Consider the following 17,877-nt stretch of genomic DNA (forward strand, 5'->3'; position numbering starts at 1 on the left):
GTTATCTGTATAGACACAGTAGATGTAGTTACTAAAACAGATTCTCCAGATTAACGATTTGGTAAACTATATGATATACCAACTAATAGGCCTTACTTTATTGTTCCCTAAAATTATTTACTAATAACATATTGAGATATTTTTCCTGGATGACATTGGTTATGGCTAGTGGCAATTCTACCCTAAATGTCGTACCGACTCCGACTTGACTAGCAAAGCTAATTCTTCCTCTATGAATATCTATACAATTATTGACTATTGCCAAGCCTAATCCTGTTCCTGGGGTATTACCAACATTACTAGCTCGGTAAAATGGTTCAAATAAGTTCTGCTGTTCCTCTGGTAAAATACCAATACCTTCATCTTTAATTAGAAAAACTGCGCTTTGATCTTGAACTAATAGATCAATTTGAATATTATTGCTGTCTGGTGAGTATTTAACAGCATTTGAAAGCAAATTGCTCAGTATTTGTCGCAAAAGTTTCTTGTCGATACAAACCATAAAGCGATCATCTGTTGATGAATTACCCAAGTACTGGGGATAGAAAGCTAGAGTATGCCTGGGAGAACTGAGTTGAATTTCTTCTACTAAAGAGCGGCAGAAATCAACTAAATTAATACAAGTTGGTTCAAATGCTAATTTTCCAGCTTCAGCTTTATTAATTAGCAAAATATCATCTAAAAGTTGAGTAGTGTGTTGAACATAAGTCTGAATGCACTGGAGATGTTTCTGCTTTTGTTGTTCATCTAGTTTATGGCTAAAACTTTTTAAAATGCCGGCAGATGAAGTAATTACAGCTAAAGGGGTTCGGAACTCATGGGAAGTCATAGAAATGAAACGAGATTTTAACTCACTGAGTTCTTTTTCTTTTTCTAAAGCCTTACAAATATTTTCTTCAGCTTGTTTGCGTTCGCGTATATCTTTAACTACTCCAATTATATAAATAGGTTTACCAATAGGATCTCGAATTAGAGAAACCGTTAGATTTATCCAAATTGCATCACCCTTTTTATGTAAATAGCGCTTCTCTATGGAAAATGTTTCTACCTTTCCTGCTATTAATTGTTGCAACTTATTTAGATGGGCTTGTATATCCTCTGGATGTGTGATGTCAGTAAAACTTTTATTCAGAATTTCTGCTTGGTTATAGCCAATAATTTCACACAACTTTTGATTAACTTTCAGAAAACAACCATCTAAAGTTTCTAGTTTAATTCCCACGGCTGCTTGATTAAAAATAGCACTAAGTTCTGCCTCACTTTTTTGTAAGTCTAAAGTGCGCTGCTTAACCCTGACTTCTAAATCTTGATTAAGTTTTTGTAGAGCTTCTTGCGCTCGTTGTCTTTGCAGTTCAGCAGATGCCCTGGCTGCAAATACTTTGAGAATTCCTTCAAATTTTTGTTGGTCAGGTATAGATTTTTCATCTATGATGCATAGTGAGCCAATCGGTTGACCAAAATCATCACTTAAAATAACTCCCATAAAACTTTCGGCTTTCATTGCAGTCAATATTTCAGCATTAGGAAATATTTGCTGAATTCCTGATCCACAGTAATAAAATCCTTGCTTGAGCAAAATTTCACAAGGAGTTGATTTTGGATCGTAGGAAATATTGAGTTGTAACTGCCCATCAGACCATAATCCTAAAGTGTTAACTTGCCCATCAATTAATTCAGTTACCAAAGTGTTACGAACATCTAAAGTAGAAGAAATATGCTCAACTAATGCTGGAAAAAAATCACACCCAGTTGTAGAAGCTGTACTTTCTATCAAACTTTGTAAGGCTATTTCAGCTTGTTTTCGTTTTGTAATATCAATTCCGATTGCAACCGCAGCTGTGTTTTGTTGATATTTTTGAGCGACGAGTAAGTAATTGTGTGTTTTGTCGTTTATTTGGACATCAATAACCTGAGAATCTGCTACATCCTCCCTATCTAAAAATTCACGCATAAATTCTGTAAAGTGTGGGCTGTTTTCCATAAAGCCCAATTCTTGACCAACAAAAGCATCGGTAGTCAGGTTAAAACTTTCAGCTAAATGGCGATTAACTCCTAAATAATACCCATCATTATTTACCCAAGAAACAAACCCTGGCACTGCATCTAAAACTGTTTGTAAATGCTCTTTTGCTTGATGCAGATTTTTTTCTGCTCGTTTGTATTCTGTAATGTCCTCAGAAATACATAACAGGTATTCGGGCTGTTGGTCTTTATCATACAAAGGAATTTTCGTCGTGTGTAAAATTCTTCTGCCAAAACTGTGACTATCAATAGTTTCTTCAGAAATATCTTGAGGTACACCGCTAGCAAAAGTTTCTAGGTCTTTTTGGTAGAAAGAGTCTGCTTGTTCTTTTGGGAATAATTCGTAATCTGTTTTGCCAATAGCTTGTTCTGCGGTAACACCAAAAATATTTTCGCAAGTATGATTCCAGAGCTTGAATTTCCCAAAACTTTCTGGTTTGGCATCTTTAACAAAGACGGCCACAGGTAAATTATTAATCATTGATTGTAAAAAATTGCGAGTCTGCTGGAGTTCCTCTTGTACTTTTCGGCTTTCAGTGATATCAATGCCTGTACAGACGATATACTCAACTTGATTATCTCGATTAAGTAAGACTTTATTTGACCAGGAGATTAAGCGGCGATCGCTATCCTTAGTAACTAAAGAAGTTTCATAACGTTGAGGAAATTCTTTGGTTGCTAAATTTTGAAAAATATCTTTGATACATGCTGTTGTTTCAGGTAACAGTAACACATCCCAAACAAATTTTCCTTTAATTTCATCAAATGCATAACCTGTAGCTTGTTCGCAAGTATGATTGAAGCGAATAATTCTTCCCTGAGAATCTAGTACAATAACTAAAGCATCTGCTAGATTTAAAACGGTAGAAACAAAATTACGCTCCAATCGCAGTTCTGCCTCAATTCTCTGGCGTTCTACAAGTTTAACTCGTGTATAATTGTAGAGTTCTGCTTGTAGAATAGAAACTGCCAGCAAACTTGTAGGAGTAACCAATCCAATTAATTCTCCTTGCTCGCCAACAATGGGCAGATGGCAAATCCGATGTTGCCTTAGCAAATGTAATGCAGTAAAAACATCTTTAAAATCTTTTAACTTCAGTGTTATTAACTCCCTTGTCATCACTTGGGAAACGCTGATTTCCTCTAGATTCTTTCCTTGTGCTGTCAGTTTAATTAAATCTCGTTGTGTAATTATCCCTACCAACTGCGAGTTTTCCATAACTAAAACACAACTGGCAGCTTGAGATGCAGCACTGTCTATATCTCTACTTGAGTTTGTCAAATAATTGCTATTTTTGTTTGGTAAGCTATGACAATTACCTTGTGCTTCATTAATCAGTGCAATCACATCAGGAAGTAGTATCTCACAGTTAACAATGAGCGGGTGAAGAATGATAGTCTGTTGTAAATTATCAGAACTGAGAGAGTTAATAAACATTATGTATAGATGCCCTGAAATAGATTATCTTTCTTTATAGATGTAAGCAATATTTTTACTTATATTTTTTTGAAAAGCATCAGTGTTTTCTAGGATTAATTCTATTCTAATTTTTTACATAAATTTTATATTTTTTAAATAAAGTTTGTATATGTTAAAAACATGGTTTTTCTAACAATTGTGTTATTGGATATTGGCTTGATTTATCAGATTTTTTATTTAAAAACTATGTTTTCTAGGTAGATGCGGTTTAACTATAATACCAGGTATTGAAACTAAGGAATAACTATGATTTGAGTAAATTACTAAGCTTTAAAACATCGGACTATATTCATAATCTTAACACTTATCATCACGCCATTTTCTATTACTATTTTGACAGTCAGAGTTATTCTCAATCCAGAGAATTGATGTCGGATTGGTAACTGATAGGTTTATTATTCAGGATTTAAACGAAAAAGTAATCGAGGAAAAACAGTAATTTTTTTTGATTAAATTGAGAGTATTTACTAGAAGGGATATTTTGAATTTTGAGAAGAAATACTGAGGCATTACTCTAGATCATCCGTAGAACCGAGGAGATTTTATAGAAGGATGCTGGAGAACAAGCCATTAACAATTCAAAATTCAAAATTAAACACATTACATAAGAGGATTTAAACCCCCGACTGAAATGGGTACTACATGTAGATTGCAGGTTCTTAAACCCTTTAATTTACGATAAAAAACTCCATCCACAAGGGGATGGAGTTTCCCGCCGACTTCCAATGAAATCGACGATCTAAAACTTTAATGGCAATCTGGTTGATGATAAAAATCACTGCGTAGGCGCAGCCCAACCTAGACATTGTGCTAAAACAAAGGTTTTGACGCTGCTAGTCTGACTATTGAAAAATGAATTTTACTAGCAGCAAATTTACTGAAAGCTTTCAGGGGATTTTTAGGTATGATTACGAATTTTATTCATACTGAACACGGAGGCAAAAATTTTTCTGGGATTTGGCGATCGCATCATACTAAAGGGCAATATAGAGATATCTCAGCATTTTGTCTATTCCGGGATCTCAAAACCGGCGATGATTCCATCCCTTGAAGGGGTGAGAGAGATAGCTTTGGTATTAATTACTCGATTAGCATCAAGCTAATAGCTTGATGCTAATCGAGATATAATTTTTTGGAAGCGCGATCGCGTTTGTATTTTTAGCTTATGAGTCATCCTTGTTGCCTCACGATCCTGCTGATTGATGATTGCGCTCAAGATCGGGAAGCATATTATCAGTTCTTGCAGCAAGATAGTCTGTATACCTATCGTATTTTGGAGTTTGAGACAGCAACGCCAGCACTGAAATGGTGTCAGCAGGAGATACCAGATGTGATTGTGCTGGATTTTGCGTTGCCTGATGAGGATGGACTGAAGCTTATTCAGCAATTTCGGGAATGCCATAGCCATACCCAAACTGCTGTAATTATGCTGACAGGACAAGGGGATGAAATTATCACTATCCAAGCGATGAAAAGCGCTGTTCAAGATTATCTAGTTAAAGATAAACTCACGGCTGAAGTTCTTCAAGGCGCAATTCATCATGCTGTTGAACGGATGCATCTAATTCGACAATTAAAACAAAGTCGGGAACGTGAAGAAAAGCTCAAGTTAACCCTGAATTTTGCTGGTATTGGCTATTGGGAGTGGAACCCAATCACCAATCAAATATTTGCTAGTGAAAATGCAATTCGCTGTTTTGGTTTTGATGTGAGTGATGAAAACTGGACTTATGAAAAATGGCTCAATCAGTTACATCCAGAGGATCGAGAATGGGTTGAGCAGGATTTGAGGCAGGCGATCGCCACACAAACCGATTACGCTGTGGAATACCGAGTTGTCTGGCAAGATGGCAGTATTCACTGGGTATCAGGAAAAGGATGGGGAGGTTACGGTATTCTCAAATGTACCCAGCAGGGTGAACCTGTACGGATGATTGGGATTAACTATGATATTAGCGATCGCAAACAAACCGAACAGGAACTCATCCACAATCGGGATTTGCGAGAAGCAATTTTTAACGAATCTGCCGACGCCATTTTTATAGTTGATCCGCAAACGCTACTCACCTTGGATTGCAATCGGCGGGCGGTGGAAATGTTTGAGGCGGTTGATAAAACTGAATTGATTAATATTAATGGGCAAACACTCCAGTTGCGGCCATTCACTCCTAGCGAAACGGATGCGATCGTCATAGATATACAGTTAAAAGGTGTCTGGAGCCGAGAGATTGAATATGTTACTCTTCAGGGGAAAATTTTCTGGGGAAACATTGCAGCTAAACCCATTACTGTTGCGGGACGTACCATGAACCTAGTAAGGGTTACAGATATCAGTGAACGCAAACAGGCACAAGAGAAACTGGCGAAATATGCCCATGCCGTCGAAGACCTTTACAATAATGCTCCTTGTGGCTACCATTCCCTCGACAGCGAAGGCCGATTGCTCAAGATCAACGAGACTGAACTGCAATGGTTGGGTTATACCCGTGAAGAAATGATTGGCCAACCCCTGGCGAATTTTTTCACCCCAGCCAGTCGCTTGTCCTTCGCGCAAAACTATCCTCGCTTCAAACAACAGGGCTGGATAAAAGATTTGGAGTTTGACATCCTCTGTAAAGATGGCACGGTTTTGCCAGTGCTGATCAGCGCCACTGCCGTTATGGATGTAGATGGGAACTATTTATACAGCCGCACCACTCTATTTGATATCCGCGATCGCAAACAAATCGCGCAAGCACTGGAAGAATCACGCAAAATGCTGCAAACAGTACTAGATACATTTCCCCAACGTGTTTTCTGGAAAGACTGCCAATCGCGGTTTATCGGCTGCAATCCAGCATTTATCCGCCATTCTCAACTGACAGTCAACGAGATTATCGGCAAGACCGACTTTGAATTACCTTGGGCAAAATGGGCACCCCTCTACTATACAGACGATACGATGGTGATGAACACCAGAATACCGAAACTAGGCTATGAGGAGCCATTTGAAGGGTCTAATGGCGAACAACTCTGGCTGCGAACAAATAAAGTTCCTCTCACCAATAGTGCAGGTGAGGTGATTGGCATACTGGTATCTCACGAAGATATTACAGAACGCAAACAAGCCGAAGCACAACTGCGGCAAACTAATGAGCAACTTGCTAACACCAACGTGGAACTTGCCCGCGCCACTCGCCTCAAAGACGAATTTCTCGCCAACATGAGCCATGAACTGCGAACACCCCTCAATGCTATTTTGGGGATGTCAGAAGGCTTACAAGAAAGTGTATTTGGTTCCATCAATGAAAAACAAGCAAAAGCGATCGCCACTATTGAGCGCAGTGGCAGACATTTACTAGAACTAATCAACGACATTCTAGACTTATCTAAAATCGAATCTGGCAAACTGGAATTGCAATTGAGTGATGTTTCTGTCAGAGGCATTTGTGATACCAGCCTTGCTTTTATCAAGCAGATGGCTTTGAAAAAGAATATTCGTCTTAATATTCATATTTCTGAGAATATTGACACCATCCAGGTAGACGAGCGCCGTCTACGTCAGGTACTAATCAACCTGTTGAGTAACGCTGTCAAGTTCACGCCAGAAGGGGGTTCTGTAAAGCTAGAAGTCCGTTTAGGGGGAGCAGGGAGCAGGGAGCAGGGGGAAAATTCCTCTCCTCTGCACCCTTCCCCCCGCCCCTCTGCCTCATCCCCCTCATCCCCCTCATCCCTCTGCTTCCATATCACTGACACCGGCATCGGTATCGCCGCTGAAGAAATCGGCAAGCTGTTTCAGCCCTTCATCCAGCTTGATAGCAGTCTCAACCGCCAGTACAGTGGTACTGGTTTAGGTTTAGCACTGGTACAACAGATTATTGCCCTACATGGAGGAACAGTTTCAGTTAGCAGTGAAGTTGGAAAGGGAAGTTGTTTTACTGTTCGCATTCCCTACCGCACTAGCGATAATGTTCTAACCACGCAGGTAACTACTTTTCTGCCCAAATATCGCTTACCTGCTGAGAATGCTCAAGTTTTGATTATCGAAGATTCTGTTGCGGCGGCTGAACAAATTACTCGTTACTTCCGCGAAATGGGAATGCAGCCCATCATCTATCCCCAAGGTGAAGGAGCTATAGAAGAAGTACTGCGCGTTCAGCCTGCTCTGATCGTTATGGATCTACAACTGCCTAATCTATCAGGTTGGGACGTGCTAAATCAACTCAAGGCCAACCCAAAAACCAAAGATATTCCAGCAATCATCATTTCAGTTGTAGATGAGCGTAGCAAAGGACTGGCTCAGGGAGCGTTTGAATACTTGGTCAAACCCATTACTCGCGCTCAACTTCAGGTAACTATAGAGGAACTGCAACATTCTGACTTGCCAAATCTAATTGTAGTCCCCGATGTGATTCTGGACACTCCTTTGATTTTGCTGACAGAAGATAATCAAGCAAATATTGATACTATGTCCGGCTATCTTGAAAGTCGAGGGTATCATCTCATTCTGGCAAACAATGGACAACAAGCTATTGATCTTGTGAGAGTTCAGCGCCCTGACTTAATTGTAATGGACATTCAAATGCCGGGAATGGATGGGTTGGAAGCAATGCGCTGCATCCGTAACGAGCAGCAATTTTTGAATATTCCGATTATCGCACTTACAGCGTTAGCTATGCCTGGCGATCGCGAAACTTGTTTAGCAGCCGGAGCAAACGAATATTTGACTAAACCCGTAAAACTTAAACAGCTTGTAGCCACAATTCAACAACTTTTAGGAAGGTAGTGGAAATTCTCGATGGATAGTCAACCCTCTATTTTAGTAATCGATGATGAACCCGATAACTTTGATGTTGTTGAAACCTTGCTGGATAGTGAAAACTACCAGCTATACTACGCTCCTAGTGGTCAACAAGCTCTAAATCGCCTCGATAGTTTTCAGCCCGATCTGATTTTATTAGATGTGATGATGCCCGGTCTCGATGGGATAGAAGTCTGCCAACGCATTAAAGCCGATCCACAATGGCAAGCAGTACCGATCATCATGGTGACAGCATTAACCGATAAAGAAGATTTAGCTCGATGTCTGGCAACGGGTGCAGATGACTTTATTAGTAAACCCGTCAATGGCGTGGAATTACGAGCTAGAGTTCACTCTATGTTGCGGATTAAGCAGCAATACGAAAGTATGCAGGTATTGCTCAAACTGCGAGAAGACATGGTAAATATGATTGTACATGATTTGCGAAATCCACTTACCAGTATTGTCTTAGGCGCAGAAATTCTGCGGTTTCCAGGTTTGTCACCTAAACAGCAGCAAGGAAAAGTCGATCAAATTTTACTTGCTGGACAACAGCTACAATCGTTAATTGATAGCTTGTTGATCATGGCAAAGCTGGAATCTGGAAAAATGCTTCTCAACTACACAGAAATAGACCTTTGTGCCCTGTGTATGTCAGCTATCGCAGATATTGAGGCGATCGCTGCTCAAAAGAACTTAACTCTTATTAGTTACTTACCCGAACCTGGTGGCATTGTTGCAGTAGATGCGGTTATCTTTCGTCGAGTACTAGATAATTTGCTTTCCAATGCCATTAAATTCTCCCCATCCAAGTCTCAAGTCACCCTACGGGCAGAGTATTTGGCAGCAGGAGGCGCTAAAGTGCAAGTCGCTGATTCCGGTTCGGGAGTAAGTCAAGACTTACGACAAATCATTTTTGAAAAATATGAAATTGGAACTCTGATGCCAGAAGTTTCACAAATTGGTTTAGGATTGGCTTTCTGTAAAATGGCGATCGAGGCACATTCTGGTACAATTACCATCGAAGATAATCATCCTTATGGTAGTATTTTTACTGTATTACTCAAAAATCAATAATTACTCTAAAGAAATGTAGGGGCAATTCATGCATTGCCCCTACAAAATATCAGATTTTCAGTGTCTTTTTGCCTAAGCCCTGGTCATATAGAAAAGCTAAGGCGAAACAGATAAGGTACAGAAATTAACCACGACCCCAGTCGCGATCGCGTTCGTAGCGACGGTTGTTGTCATAAATGTTGCGAAGGTTATTATCGCGGTCATAGCGGCGATTATCGTTGCGGTCATAACGGCGATTATCGCGGTCATAGCGGCGATTATCGTTGCGGTTATAGCGGCGGCTATCGTCGCGGTCATAGCGGCGGCTATCGTCGCGGTTATAGCGGCGGCTATCGTCGCGGTTATAGCGGCGGTTATTATCGTCACGAATGTTGCGAAGGTCGTTCTGGCGGTCATAGTCACCATTTCTATAGTGACGACTATGACGTTCGTAGTTACCATCATCGTTGCGTTGATAGCTGTAGTTATCTAACTCAGCAAGATAAGACGCTGGTGTATTAGCATCAGCTTTTGGAGAAATTGCCAAAGCTGATGCAGATGCTATCAAGCCGGCGAGTAAAATAGAGGTAAAGCGGTTCATGATGTGAGTCAAAAATTGTTGACAGTAATTTATGCAAGTCCAGTCTGTTTAGGAAGAGCAGATTCCACAAGTTCTTAAATCAATCCTAACAGTGTTGAATAACTCGAAAAGTTTTCTTAGGTGCGGTGATTCAGAAAAGTTTTGTTGTCTGTGATACTTTCTGACGTTCCACATCCCGTTAAAAGTTAAAATTAAAATGAATCTTTGAACTCCGTTAATGAGTTTTTAAATCTCGGTGTAGTTATTTTATCATCAATAGCTTTAATCTCAGTTATTAATGTTAGATTTGAAGCTAACTTTTAGCTCGATAAACTAATGGCTTTGTTAATACGCGAATCTAATCAAATTTCCCTTCATCAGTTGACAAAGATAGGCGGGAAACCCCTTATGCCTTCAAATACTCAATGGGTAAGTTGTAGCGTATGTGGTGGCTGGATGCAGTTCATTGGTCAAATTGACTTAGAAGAAACGGCAATAAAAGAGGTTAGTAAATGCAAACAGTTACTCCTCATATTTATGTGTACTAATAATCCTGGACTGTGTGATGAGTGGGATGCTGATTTAGGAGGCAATGCAACAATATTGGTTTCTAAAACTAACCTGACAAGTCTTGAAGCACCTTGTGACAAAGAAGAATTTCTGTTAGAAGAAACATTATTAAGTCTGGATCAGTGTGATGATTCGGCTGACACTTATTGTCAAATTTTAAACCAATCTCAAAACCAAGTATGCGGCAAAATTGGTGGTGAACCATTGTGGATTCAAGCGGATGAAACTCCTATCTGTAGTTGTGGAGCTAGGATGAGGTTTGTATTTCAGTTGGAATACAGCGCCGAAATCCAGTTTGGAGATGCGGGTTCTAGATATGGCTTTGTGTGTTTAGTCTGTCAACAACGGGCAAAGTTTCTTTGGCAATGTTGCTAAATGGCTCATCGAAAAAATTATTTTAAATTATCAATATAAAACAACGATAAATGTCTTTGGCTGGGATTAATTCTGATTTTTCAGTTAATTTTAGGGCTGGGAATTACCCAGCCGACTGTTTGCTATTTTAAATTAATCTGCACTTGTGACATCTATCTGAAGGTTATCGAAGTTAGCGATCGCTTCTTGCAATTTATCCAAAACTAGATCGACAGAAATACTACCTAAGTCTCCAGAGGCGCGGGTACGGATACTCAAGGTGTTGGTTTCCACTTCTTTCGCTCCTACCACAGCCATCACGGGTATTTTTTCTTTCTCTGCATTGCGAATTTGTTTACCCAAGCGATCGCCACTGGTATCAACTTCTGCACGGATGCCCAACGCACGCATTTTTGCCACCACATCTTTCGCAAAGTCTAGCTGTGTATCACCCACCGGCAGTAATCTAGCTTGCACTGGCGCTAACCACAAAGGGAAATCACCTGCATATTCTTCAATTAAAATCCCAATTAGCCGTTCTAGCGAACCAAAAGGCGCACGGTGAATCATCACCGGACGTTGGCGGGAACCATCTTCAGCAACGTACTCTAAATCAAAGCGTTCTGCTGATGGCAAGTTGTAATCTACTTGCACAGTACCCAATTGCCATTCTCTTTCTAGGGCATCCTTAAAGATAAAGTCGAGTTTAGGGCCATAAAAAGCTGCTTCGCCAATTCCTTCAAAATGTTCCATTCCCAACTTTTCGACAGCACGGCGAATTGCACCTTCGGCTTTGTCCCAAGCTTCATCAGAACCGATATACTTATCGCTAGTGCGATCGCGGAAACTGAGTCTGGCTTTAAAGTTCTTCAGTTGCAGTTTATTGAACACCGACAAAATCAAATCCACGACACTCAAGAATTCGCTGTCTAGCTGTTCGGGGGTGACGAAGATGTGAGAATCATCCACAGTAAAACCACGCACCCTGGTTAAACCGCCCAATTCCCCTGATTGTTCGTAGCGGTAAACTGTACCAAATTCTGCCAAACGCATTGGTAGTTCCCGGTAGGAACGCAATTCACTCTTATATATTTGGATATGAAAAGGACAATTCATCGGCTTCATCACAAAGCCATTTTCTAAAGCCGCAGCTGCTTCATCCTCCGCCATTAAGGGGAACATATCTTCTTTATACTTCTGCCAATGTCCAGAGATTTTAAATAAATCCACTTTGGCGATATGGGGCGTAACTACAGGTAAATAACCGCGTTTTAGCTGTTCCTGTTGCAAAAAGTCTTCCAAAAGACTCCGCAACAAAGTTCCTTTGGGAGTCCACAAAGGTAAACCCGGCCCCACAAGGTCAGAAAATATAAATAATCCCAGTTCCTTACCTAGTTTGCGATGATCTCGTCGCAGCGCTTCTTCTTTGCGTCGCTTATACTCAGCGAGTTGTTCTGGACTTTCCCAAGCGGTGGCATAGATGCGTTGTAGTTGGGCTTTAGTTTCATCCCCACGCCAATAAGCACCAGCAACGCTTTCTAGTTCAATTGCTTTCGGGTTTAATTCACTGGTATTTTCCAGATGAGGCCCCGCACACAAATCCCACCATTCATTTGCCAGGTGGTAAATCGTAATTGGTTCGTTTTTGATATCTGCCAGAATTTCTAGCTTGTAAGGTTCCTTAATTTCCTGAATCCGGCGTTCGGCTTCTTCGCGGCTGACTTCTTCCCGAATTACTGCCAGTTTGCGATTAATAATCTTCACCATTTCTTTTTTGATGGCTTTGAGATCGTTTTCGCTAAATGGTTCTGGATTGTCGAAGTCATAGTAAAAACCGTTTTCAATCCAAGGGCCGATTGTAACTTGTGCCTTGGGAAACAGCTTTTGTACTGCCATTGCCATTACATGGGAAGCAGTGTGGCGAATCTTTTTTAAGTTCTCCGATTCGCTAGTGCGCGGTAAATAGATTTTTTCAACTTGTTCTGACTGTTGTGACTGATTTGATGAATTTGGCGACATTGGCTGCTGAACCATTGGCGAAGTGATTACAAAAGGTGATTTATCTGAATCTGTAGGCTTATTCAACTATAACGACTTTGATTTTTGCCAGTTAAGCTCTATCTTCCAACTACTGACTTAATTTGTGATAGGGGATAAAGATAAATTTTTGATTCCTTACCTGAGTGTCACAATTCAGGATTGCACGCGTAGGCGTAGCCGTCGTAGACATCGCTAATTTATCTTAATGAATTGCAACTTGATGGCATATATACCTATAGATGCCTCTCCAAGGGCACTGTACAAACCTGATATCAAGACTATATAATAAAATCTGTGTTCTTTGTTACATATTTTTACAATCTCAGAATTATGAGAAAAAGCCGAAAAGTGTTAAGAAACGTAAATAACGTTAATATTAGTAAGCAAGTTTGAAATATGCCTCTCATTTATGCCAGACTCAAATGTACCAGGGACAGAGTTGCTGAAAACAGTTTTAGAACCCCTGCTAGAAGATTTTCAGCATTGGTTTACGCGATCGCGCCATTTACTCGAAACTGAGCAACTATCATTTATGAGTCACCAAGAGCAATCTGACTTACTCTTGCGGATTAAGCAAGCGCAAGATGAACTAAATACCGCGAAGATGCTGTTTAATGCAACTGATAAACAAGTCGGGATTGAGATGGCAACCTTAATACCTTGGCATCAATTAGTAACAGAATGCTGGAATGTCGCAATGCGCTTTCGTCAAGGACGAGAAGTCTAAGCATCACCTATGAGCATCTGCTAAATTTTGGCAGATTACTTACCAATATCTATTGACTTGCCGAAGAAGCGTCTACGTAAGATGGTAAATCAGTCGTCAAAGAGATAGTAAAAAAATCTTAACAATTTCTTAACATTATTTGGATTAACAAGATAATGTATCCTATGCTACCGTAAGTAGAATAACGGTTGACAAATAGCTTCATATAGATGTAAGCGCGCGAAAAGTGCGTAAATTACTCGTCTTAAACTGTGATTCACAGAATCGGCGAAACGAAGTGTTACAAAATAAAGTTTAAAAAATTCCTGTCCTGGAGGAAAATCTAATGTTACATCTCCTTTACATTCTTGCTTTTACAATCCTTGCATTTATAGCTGTTGGCAACTTAATTCGTAACCTGATTATGTTCAGTTTTGATCGGGAGCGGACTTACCCGACGAATTCCTCACCAATGAATAATCAAGGTAACTATGGTTATTATTCTTCAAAGAGACAATTTGTACCCCATCCAGAGTTATTAGATAGCGCCGGAAACTTAATTAAAGAGCCACTTTTGGTAATGCGTTCAATTAACGTTGAAGATGCGCGTCAACATCTTGATGCACTTTACGAAGCATCCCCAGGACATAAAAGAGACAATTCAGAAGAAGCATAAAAGTAGAGACGTGATTAATCGCGTCTGTTAGTAATTTGGGTGTAAATCATTGTTATTTTTACATCCTTAATTTTTTTAGGAGAAATTTATTACCATCCTGAAATTTGGGGCGATCGCATCGCTAGGCTGAAAAGTTAATATTGGATTGTCCACTTGACACAATTTTAAATCGGCATGGTGTGAGTGATGAGATAATTCGTGAAGCACTCAGCGAAGCGACTGGGGGGTAGTTTTAAATTCTCTGTTCGCGGTTAGCAGTTAAACAAGAAAAGGTTCTGGCACATATCAAGATTTAGGTCTGAATTAAAACTGTATGACATCTCATTTGAGCAGATAAGGTATGGGAATAGAGGGAAACTTCAAACAAATACCCGCACCTCTTTTAGAGATAGCGAAACAAGATTTGTATGTATTGAACTTGTATCTTCATGCAAAAGAAGCTTTAGAAACCGGAGCAGTTCAACATCTGTCTGCCTACTTAAAAAAACTACTTAAAAAAAAAGGAATTAATCATAACCAGGACGCTCTTATTGCTGAGGAGCAATGGAGAATTGGAAGACTAGAGATTGATTCTTGGCATGCAATCCACTACTTGTTAACTGAGGATATATCTTCGTGGGAAGAATGTCAGATACCTTTTATTGTTGGCCGAAAAAAGCAAAACAACCGATTGCTAATCAATGCAGTGATGGGCAGAACCTCAATTGAAGGAACAAAAGGTAGTTTTAAAGATTTCGGCCCTGTAAAATATCTTGTTCCCTCAGAAACTCAGCAAATCTCCGAAGCGCTGCTTCAAATTTCAGAAAAAGAGTTTACTAGGAGATATGAAGAAGCTTGTGTGCTGAATCCAGATGTTTACAGAACATTATGGGATGAGGAAGTAGATGAATATTGGTATATATTTCAGTGTATTTCAGAGTACTACAGGATAGCTGCTGAAGAAACCAGAGGTATGCTGCTCTACCTCGGTTGTTTTTACGGAGTTGATTTCATGTGGGAAATGCCAGAGTAATGTTGCAGGCTAACAATTCGGTTGAAACGGACTGAAGGAAACCCCTAGAGTTGATGCAAAAGTTATCTGCGGCGGCTCAATTTTCACATTATGCCACCGAGCGATGTCTACGACGGGCTACACCTAAGCACCAATCATAAAATAAGGAGTAGATTAATTCTCTACTCCCTACTCTCTTTCTAAGCTTCAATAACTACCCGTAAATTACCGCGTTTTTTCGCAACGCGACAAGCAGTAGTGCTACCGGAACGCTCGAATTCTAAATCAAGGATGGTGGGGCCGACTCGCAAATTATGAAATGACAGGCGATTAATCGATTCTGGCAAAGCAGGATCGATGATTCGCAAGCAGTTATTTTGAGCATCAGGCACCAAGTTCACCATCATTTGCAGTAGTTGGAAAATACTACCAGTAGCCCAAGCTTGGGGAGTGCAGGCAACTGGATACTGCACAGGGGTATTATCACCGTTCCGTTCGTAGCCGCAGAAAAGTTCTGGAGGACGTTGATAGGGTTGCTGCTCAGTCATATCGAATAAACCTTGAAATATTTCTAGGGCTTGATCGATTAGACCGAGCGATCGCAATCCCATTGCAATCAGAGCGTTATCATGGGGCCAAACCGAACCAGTGTGATAACCCATTGGATTGTAAGCAGGTGACAAACTACTCAGAGTCCGAACGCCCCAACCATTAAACATATCGGGTGCCCGCAACCGTTCTGCTACACTATGAGCTTTTTCGTGTGTGAAGAGTCCCAAATGTAGACAATGGCCGGGGTTTGAGGTAATACTATCTACTGGCTTGCCATCTCCATCCAAAGCCAGAGCGCAGAAATCCTGGTTTTCCACCCAAAAATCTCGATTAAAACGAACCTTAAGATTTCTGGCCTCTTCTTGCCAACGATCTGCTAAATCAAGCCGCTTCTTCATCCTAGCTATTTCTGCTAGGCGCATTTTTGCGGCATAGACGTAAGCTTGCACCTCAGAGAGGGAAATTGGCCCATTGGCTAATTCTCCCTTGTGGTCTACAATACAGTCGCCAGAATCTTTCCAACCTTGGTTAACAAGACCGCGTTTGGATTTACGGAAGTAACTGAGGTAGCTGGTTTGTTTGCTATTGCGATCGATCCACTCCATTGCTGCCAGAGCATTGGGCCAAAGTTGCTCTAGAAGTTCTTGATCGTGAGTCCAAGCGTAATGTTCGGCGTAGAGCATCAGCCACAGGGGAGTCGCATCAACTGTCCCGTAGTAGGGCGTATGGGGAATTTCTTGACAACGAGCCATTTCTCCCAAACGTAACTCGTGCAAAATTTTACCCGGTTCTTCTTCGCGCCATTCGTCATCGATTTTACCTTGGTATGTCGCCAGCAATATCAGGGTTTCCTTGGCAATTTCCGAGTTTAACATCAGAGTTTGAGAAGCTGTAACCAGCGAATCTCGACCAAATAGTGTCGAAAACCACGGCACTCCGGCGGAAACAGTTTTATATTTCCCAAAAGATTGGCGCAACAAATACATATCTTGTTCAGCCCGCTCAATCACCCGATTGAAGGTGCTTTTATCTGAGCTAATGCGGGTAATTTGTTGTACCCAGTTTTGCTCCTCCATCAACTCAGCAGCTTTCGCCTGTCCTAAGGTAGTAGCGGCGCTGACGGTTGAACTGGACTGGTTGTTTTTCAACATATTCACGCGGTAGCCCAGCTTTTGAGTTTCGTGAGAAGCCAACTCTAGCTGCCAAACCGCAGTATAACCCTTGAAAGAGTCTGGTTGTCGATGCTGGAATAGAATCCGGGATTCCATCACCGAGCCATCCAAACCTTGATAGGCAAGGGTTAAGGATTCTTCCCTAAAGGCGGATGGCTCTTTGGGTACTGGCGCAACGCCATCAACCTGAGAAAATGTTCCTTCCTCAGTCGTCGGTTCTACTAGGCGTAAAAGCCGACCTCGTTTTTCTCTGTCATAGCCCCGGACTTCAAATAAATCAACAAAATCCGCATCAAAGCTGATGCTTAGTTCAAAACTGACAGTGGTTGTGCTGTAGTTAGATACTTCTATTTCTTCAAATAGTGCGCCATTCAGCACAATTTCTCGGCGAATTCCGATAGTCTCAGCTTTCAGGCGTTCGTCGATTTTGGGAGTAGTACACAAAACTGAGAGTGAAAAACCTTTCTCAGCAGTACTACTGAGGAGTACAGGCGATCGCCCTTCAATTTGCAACTCCAAGCGATTAAGAAATCTCGTATCACAACAAAACAGTCCCATACTAGGATTGCCATCGTTGAGGGAACAGCCAGAAATATTCCCGATAGTATCTGTTACAAAAAATAAATCATCATCTTTAACTGTCAGTGTTGGTTGCGATCTTTCAGCCACAACACAAGGCCACTCCGGGATAGGTAATTGTTCAGCAGGAATAAAAGTTTTTCCATCCAGGAAAATTTTTTCCGGGGTTATGAGTGTATCCGGTGTCATTAGTCAAAGTTCCGTGTATGGGTCTATTTTTGAGTAGAAGTCTCTTAACCAAAAGGCAGAGGGGTAGTCCCGATGAAACAAGTTTCTAAAGCCTTGTATGAAAGAGGGACAAGGGAGACAAATAGTAAAT

Annotated in this window: 11 protein-coding genes; 7 read left to right on the top strand and 4 right to left on the bottom strand. The window is 40.8% G+C overall.

Features of this window, described 5'->3' with window-relative positions; all coding sequences use genetic code 11:
* Window positions 1-97: 97 nt before the first annotated feature.
* The gene (locus V7L07_RS25830) at window positions 98-3,460 is read right to left on the bottom strand and encodes a PAS domain S-box protein (protein ID WP_335061651.1); all 3,363 of its coding nucleotides are present in this window, start codon (window positions 3,458-3,460) and stop codon (window positions 98-100) included.
* A 946-nt stretch (window positions 3,461-4,406) separates the two neighbouring features.
* Here V7L07_RS25830 and V7L07_RS25835 point away from each other — a divergent pair.
* From V7L07_RS25835 to V7L07_RS25845, 3 genes are all read left to right on the top strand, one after another.
* Window positions 4,407-4,553: a hypothetical protein gene (locus V7L07_RS25835; protein WP_335061653.1), complete on the top strand. Its 147-nt coding sequence runs from the start codon at window positions 4,407-4,409 to the stop codon at window positions 4,551-4,553.
* 114 nt (window positions 4,554-4,667) lie between these two features.
* A complete protein-coding gene (locus tag V7L07_RS25840; protein ID WP_335061655.1) occupies window positions 4,668-8,267 on the top strand; it encodes a response regulator in 3,600 nt (1,199 codons plus the stop codon).
* A 12-nt stretch (window positions 8,268-8,279) separates the two neighbouring features.
* Window positions 8,280-9,359 (top strand): hybrid sensor histidine kinase/response regulator, encoded by a 1,080-nt coding sequence (locus V7L07_RS25845; protein ID WP_335061657.1) that lies wholly within the window; start codon window positions 8,280-8,282, stop codon window positions 9,357-9,359.
* Between the two features lie 124 nt (window positions 9,360-9,483).
* On the opposite strand, the gene V7L07_RS25850 is transcribed toward V7L07_RS25845, so the two are convergent.
* Window positions 9,484-9,939 (bottom strand): hypothetical protein, encoded by a 456-nt coding sequence (locus tag V7L07_RS25850; RefSeq protein ID WP_335061659.1) that lies wholly within the window; start codon window positions 9,937-9,939, stop codon window positions 9,484-9,486.
* Between the two features lie 315 nt (window positions 9,940-10,254).
* Between V7L07_RS25850 and V7L07_RS25855 the strand changes: the two genes are divergently transcribed.
* On the top strand, window positions 10,255-10,863 hold the full coding sequence (locus tag V7L07_RS25855; protein WP_335061660.1) for a DUF1963 domain-containing protein: 609 nt from the start codon (window positions 10,255-10,257) through the stop codon (window positions 10,861-10,863).
* 132 nt (window positions 10,864-10,995) lie between these two features.
* On the opposite strand, the gene thrS is transcribed toward V7L07_RS25855, so the two are convergent.
* Entirely contained in the window at window positions 10,996-12,876 is a 1,881-nt protein-coding gene (thrS, locus tag V7L07_RS25860) for a threonine--tRNA ligase (protein ID WP_335061661.1), read from the bottom strand.
* Between the two features lie 415 nt (window positions 12,877-13,291).
* Here thrS and V7L07_RS25865 point away from each other — a divergent pair, with 415 nt between their 5' ends.
* The 3 genes from V7L07_RS25865 (at window position 13,292) to V7L07_RS25875 (ending at window position 15,276) form a co-directional block, all read left to right on the top strand.
* Window positions 13,292-13,609, top strand: coding sequence for a DUF2605 domain-containing protein (locus tag V7L07_RS25865; protein WP_335061662.1), 318 nt, complete (start codon window positions 13,292-13,294; stop codon window positions 13,607-13,609).
* A 325-nt stretch (window positions 13,610-13,934) separates the two neighbouring features.
* The gene (locus tag V7L07_RS25870) at window positions 13,935-14,264 is read left to right on the top strand and encodes a DUF2973 domain-containing protein (protein ID WP_094352259.1); all 330 of its coding nucleotides are present in this window, start codon (window positions 13,935-13,937) and stop codon (window positions 14,262-14,264) included.
* Between the two features lie 340 nt (window positions 14,265-14,604).
* Window positions 14,605-15,276, top strand: a complete 672-nt coding sequence (locus tag V7L07_RS25875) for a DUF1877 family protein (protein ID WP_335061664.1) — start codon at window positions 14,605-14,607, stop codon at window positions 15,274-15,276.
* Window positions 15,277-15,455: 179 nt separating this feature from the next.
* Here V7L07_RS25875 and V7L07_RS25880 read toward each other — a convergent pair whose 3' ends face one another.
* A complete protein-coding gene (locus V7L07_RS25880; protein ID WP_335061665.1) occupies window positions 15,456-17,747 on the bottom strand; it encodes an amylo-alpha-1,6-glucosidase in 2,292 nt (763 codons plus the stop codon).
* Window positions 17,748-17,877 lie beyond the last annotated feature (130 nt).

Source organism: Nostoc sp., from assembly GCF_036916985.1.
GTDB lineage: Bacteria > Cyanobacteriota > Cyanobacteriia > Cyanobacteriales > Nostocaceae > Nostoc.

Coding starts and splice junctions, on each gene's coding strand:
- V7L07_RS25875 (WP_335061664.1), top strand. CDS start 14,605: ATGGGAATAGAGGGAAACTTCAAACAAATACCCGCACCTCTTTTAGAG.
- V7L07_RS25880 (WP_335061665.1), bottom strand. CDS start 17,747: ATGACACCGGATACACTCATAACCCCGGAAAAAATTTTCCTGGATGGA.
- V7L07_RS25855 (WP_335061660.1), top strand. CDS start 10,255: ATGGCTTTGTTAATACGCGAATCTAATCAAATTTCCCTTCATCAGTTG.
- V7L07_RS25835 (WP_335061653.1), top strand. CDS start 4,407: ATGATTACGAATTTTATTCATACTGAACACGGAGGCAAAAATTTTTCT.
- V7L07_RS25830 (WP_335061651.1), bottom strand. CDS start 3,460: ATGTTTATTAACTCTCTCAGTTCTGATAATTTACAACAGACTATCATT.
- V7L07_RS25865 (WP_335061662.1), top strand. CDS start 13,292: ATGCCAGACTCAAATGTACCAGGGACAGAGTTGCTGAAAACAGTTTTA.
- thrS (WP_335061661.1), bottom strand. CDS start 12,876: ATGGTTCAGCAGCCAATGTCGCCAAATTCATCAAATCAGTCACAACAG.
- V7L07_RS25845 (WP_335061657.1), top strand. CDS start 8,280: ATGGATAGTCAACCCTCTATTTTAGTAATCGATGATGAACCCGATAAC.
- V7L07_RS25850 (WP_335061659.1), bottom strand. CDS start 9,939: ATGAACCGCTTTACCTCTATTTTACTCGCCGGCTTGATAGCATCTGCA.
- V7L07_RS25870 (WP_094352259.1), top strand. CDS start 13,935: ATGTTACATCTCCTTTACATTCTTGCTTTTACAATCCTTGCATTTATA.
- V7L07_RS25840 (WP_335061655.1), top strand. CDS start 4,668: ATGAGTCATCCTTGTTGCCTCACGATCCTGCTGATTGATGATTGCGCT.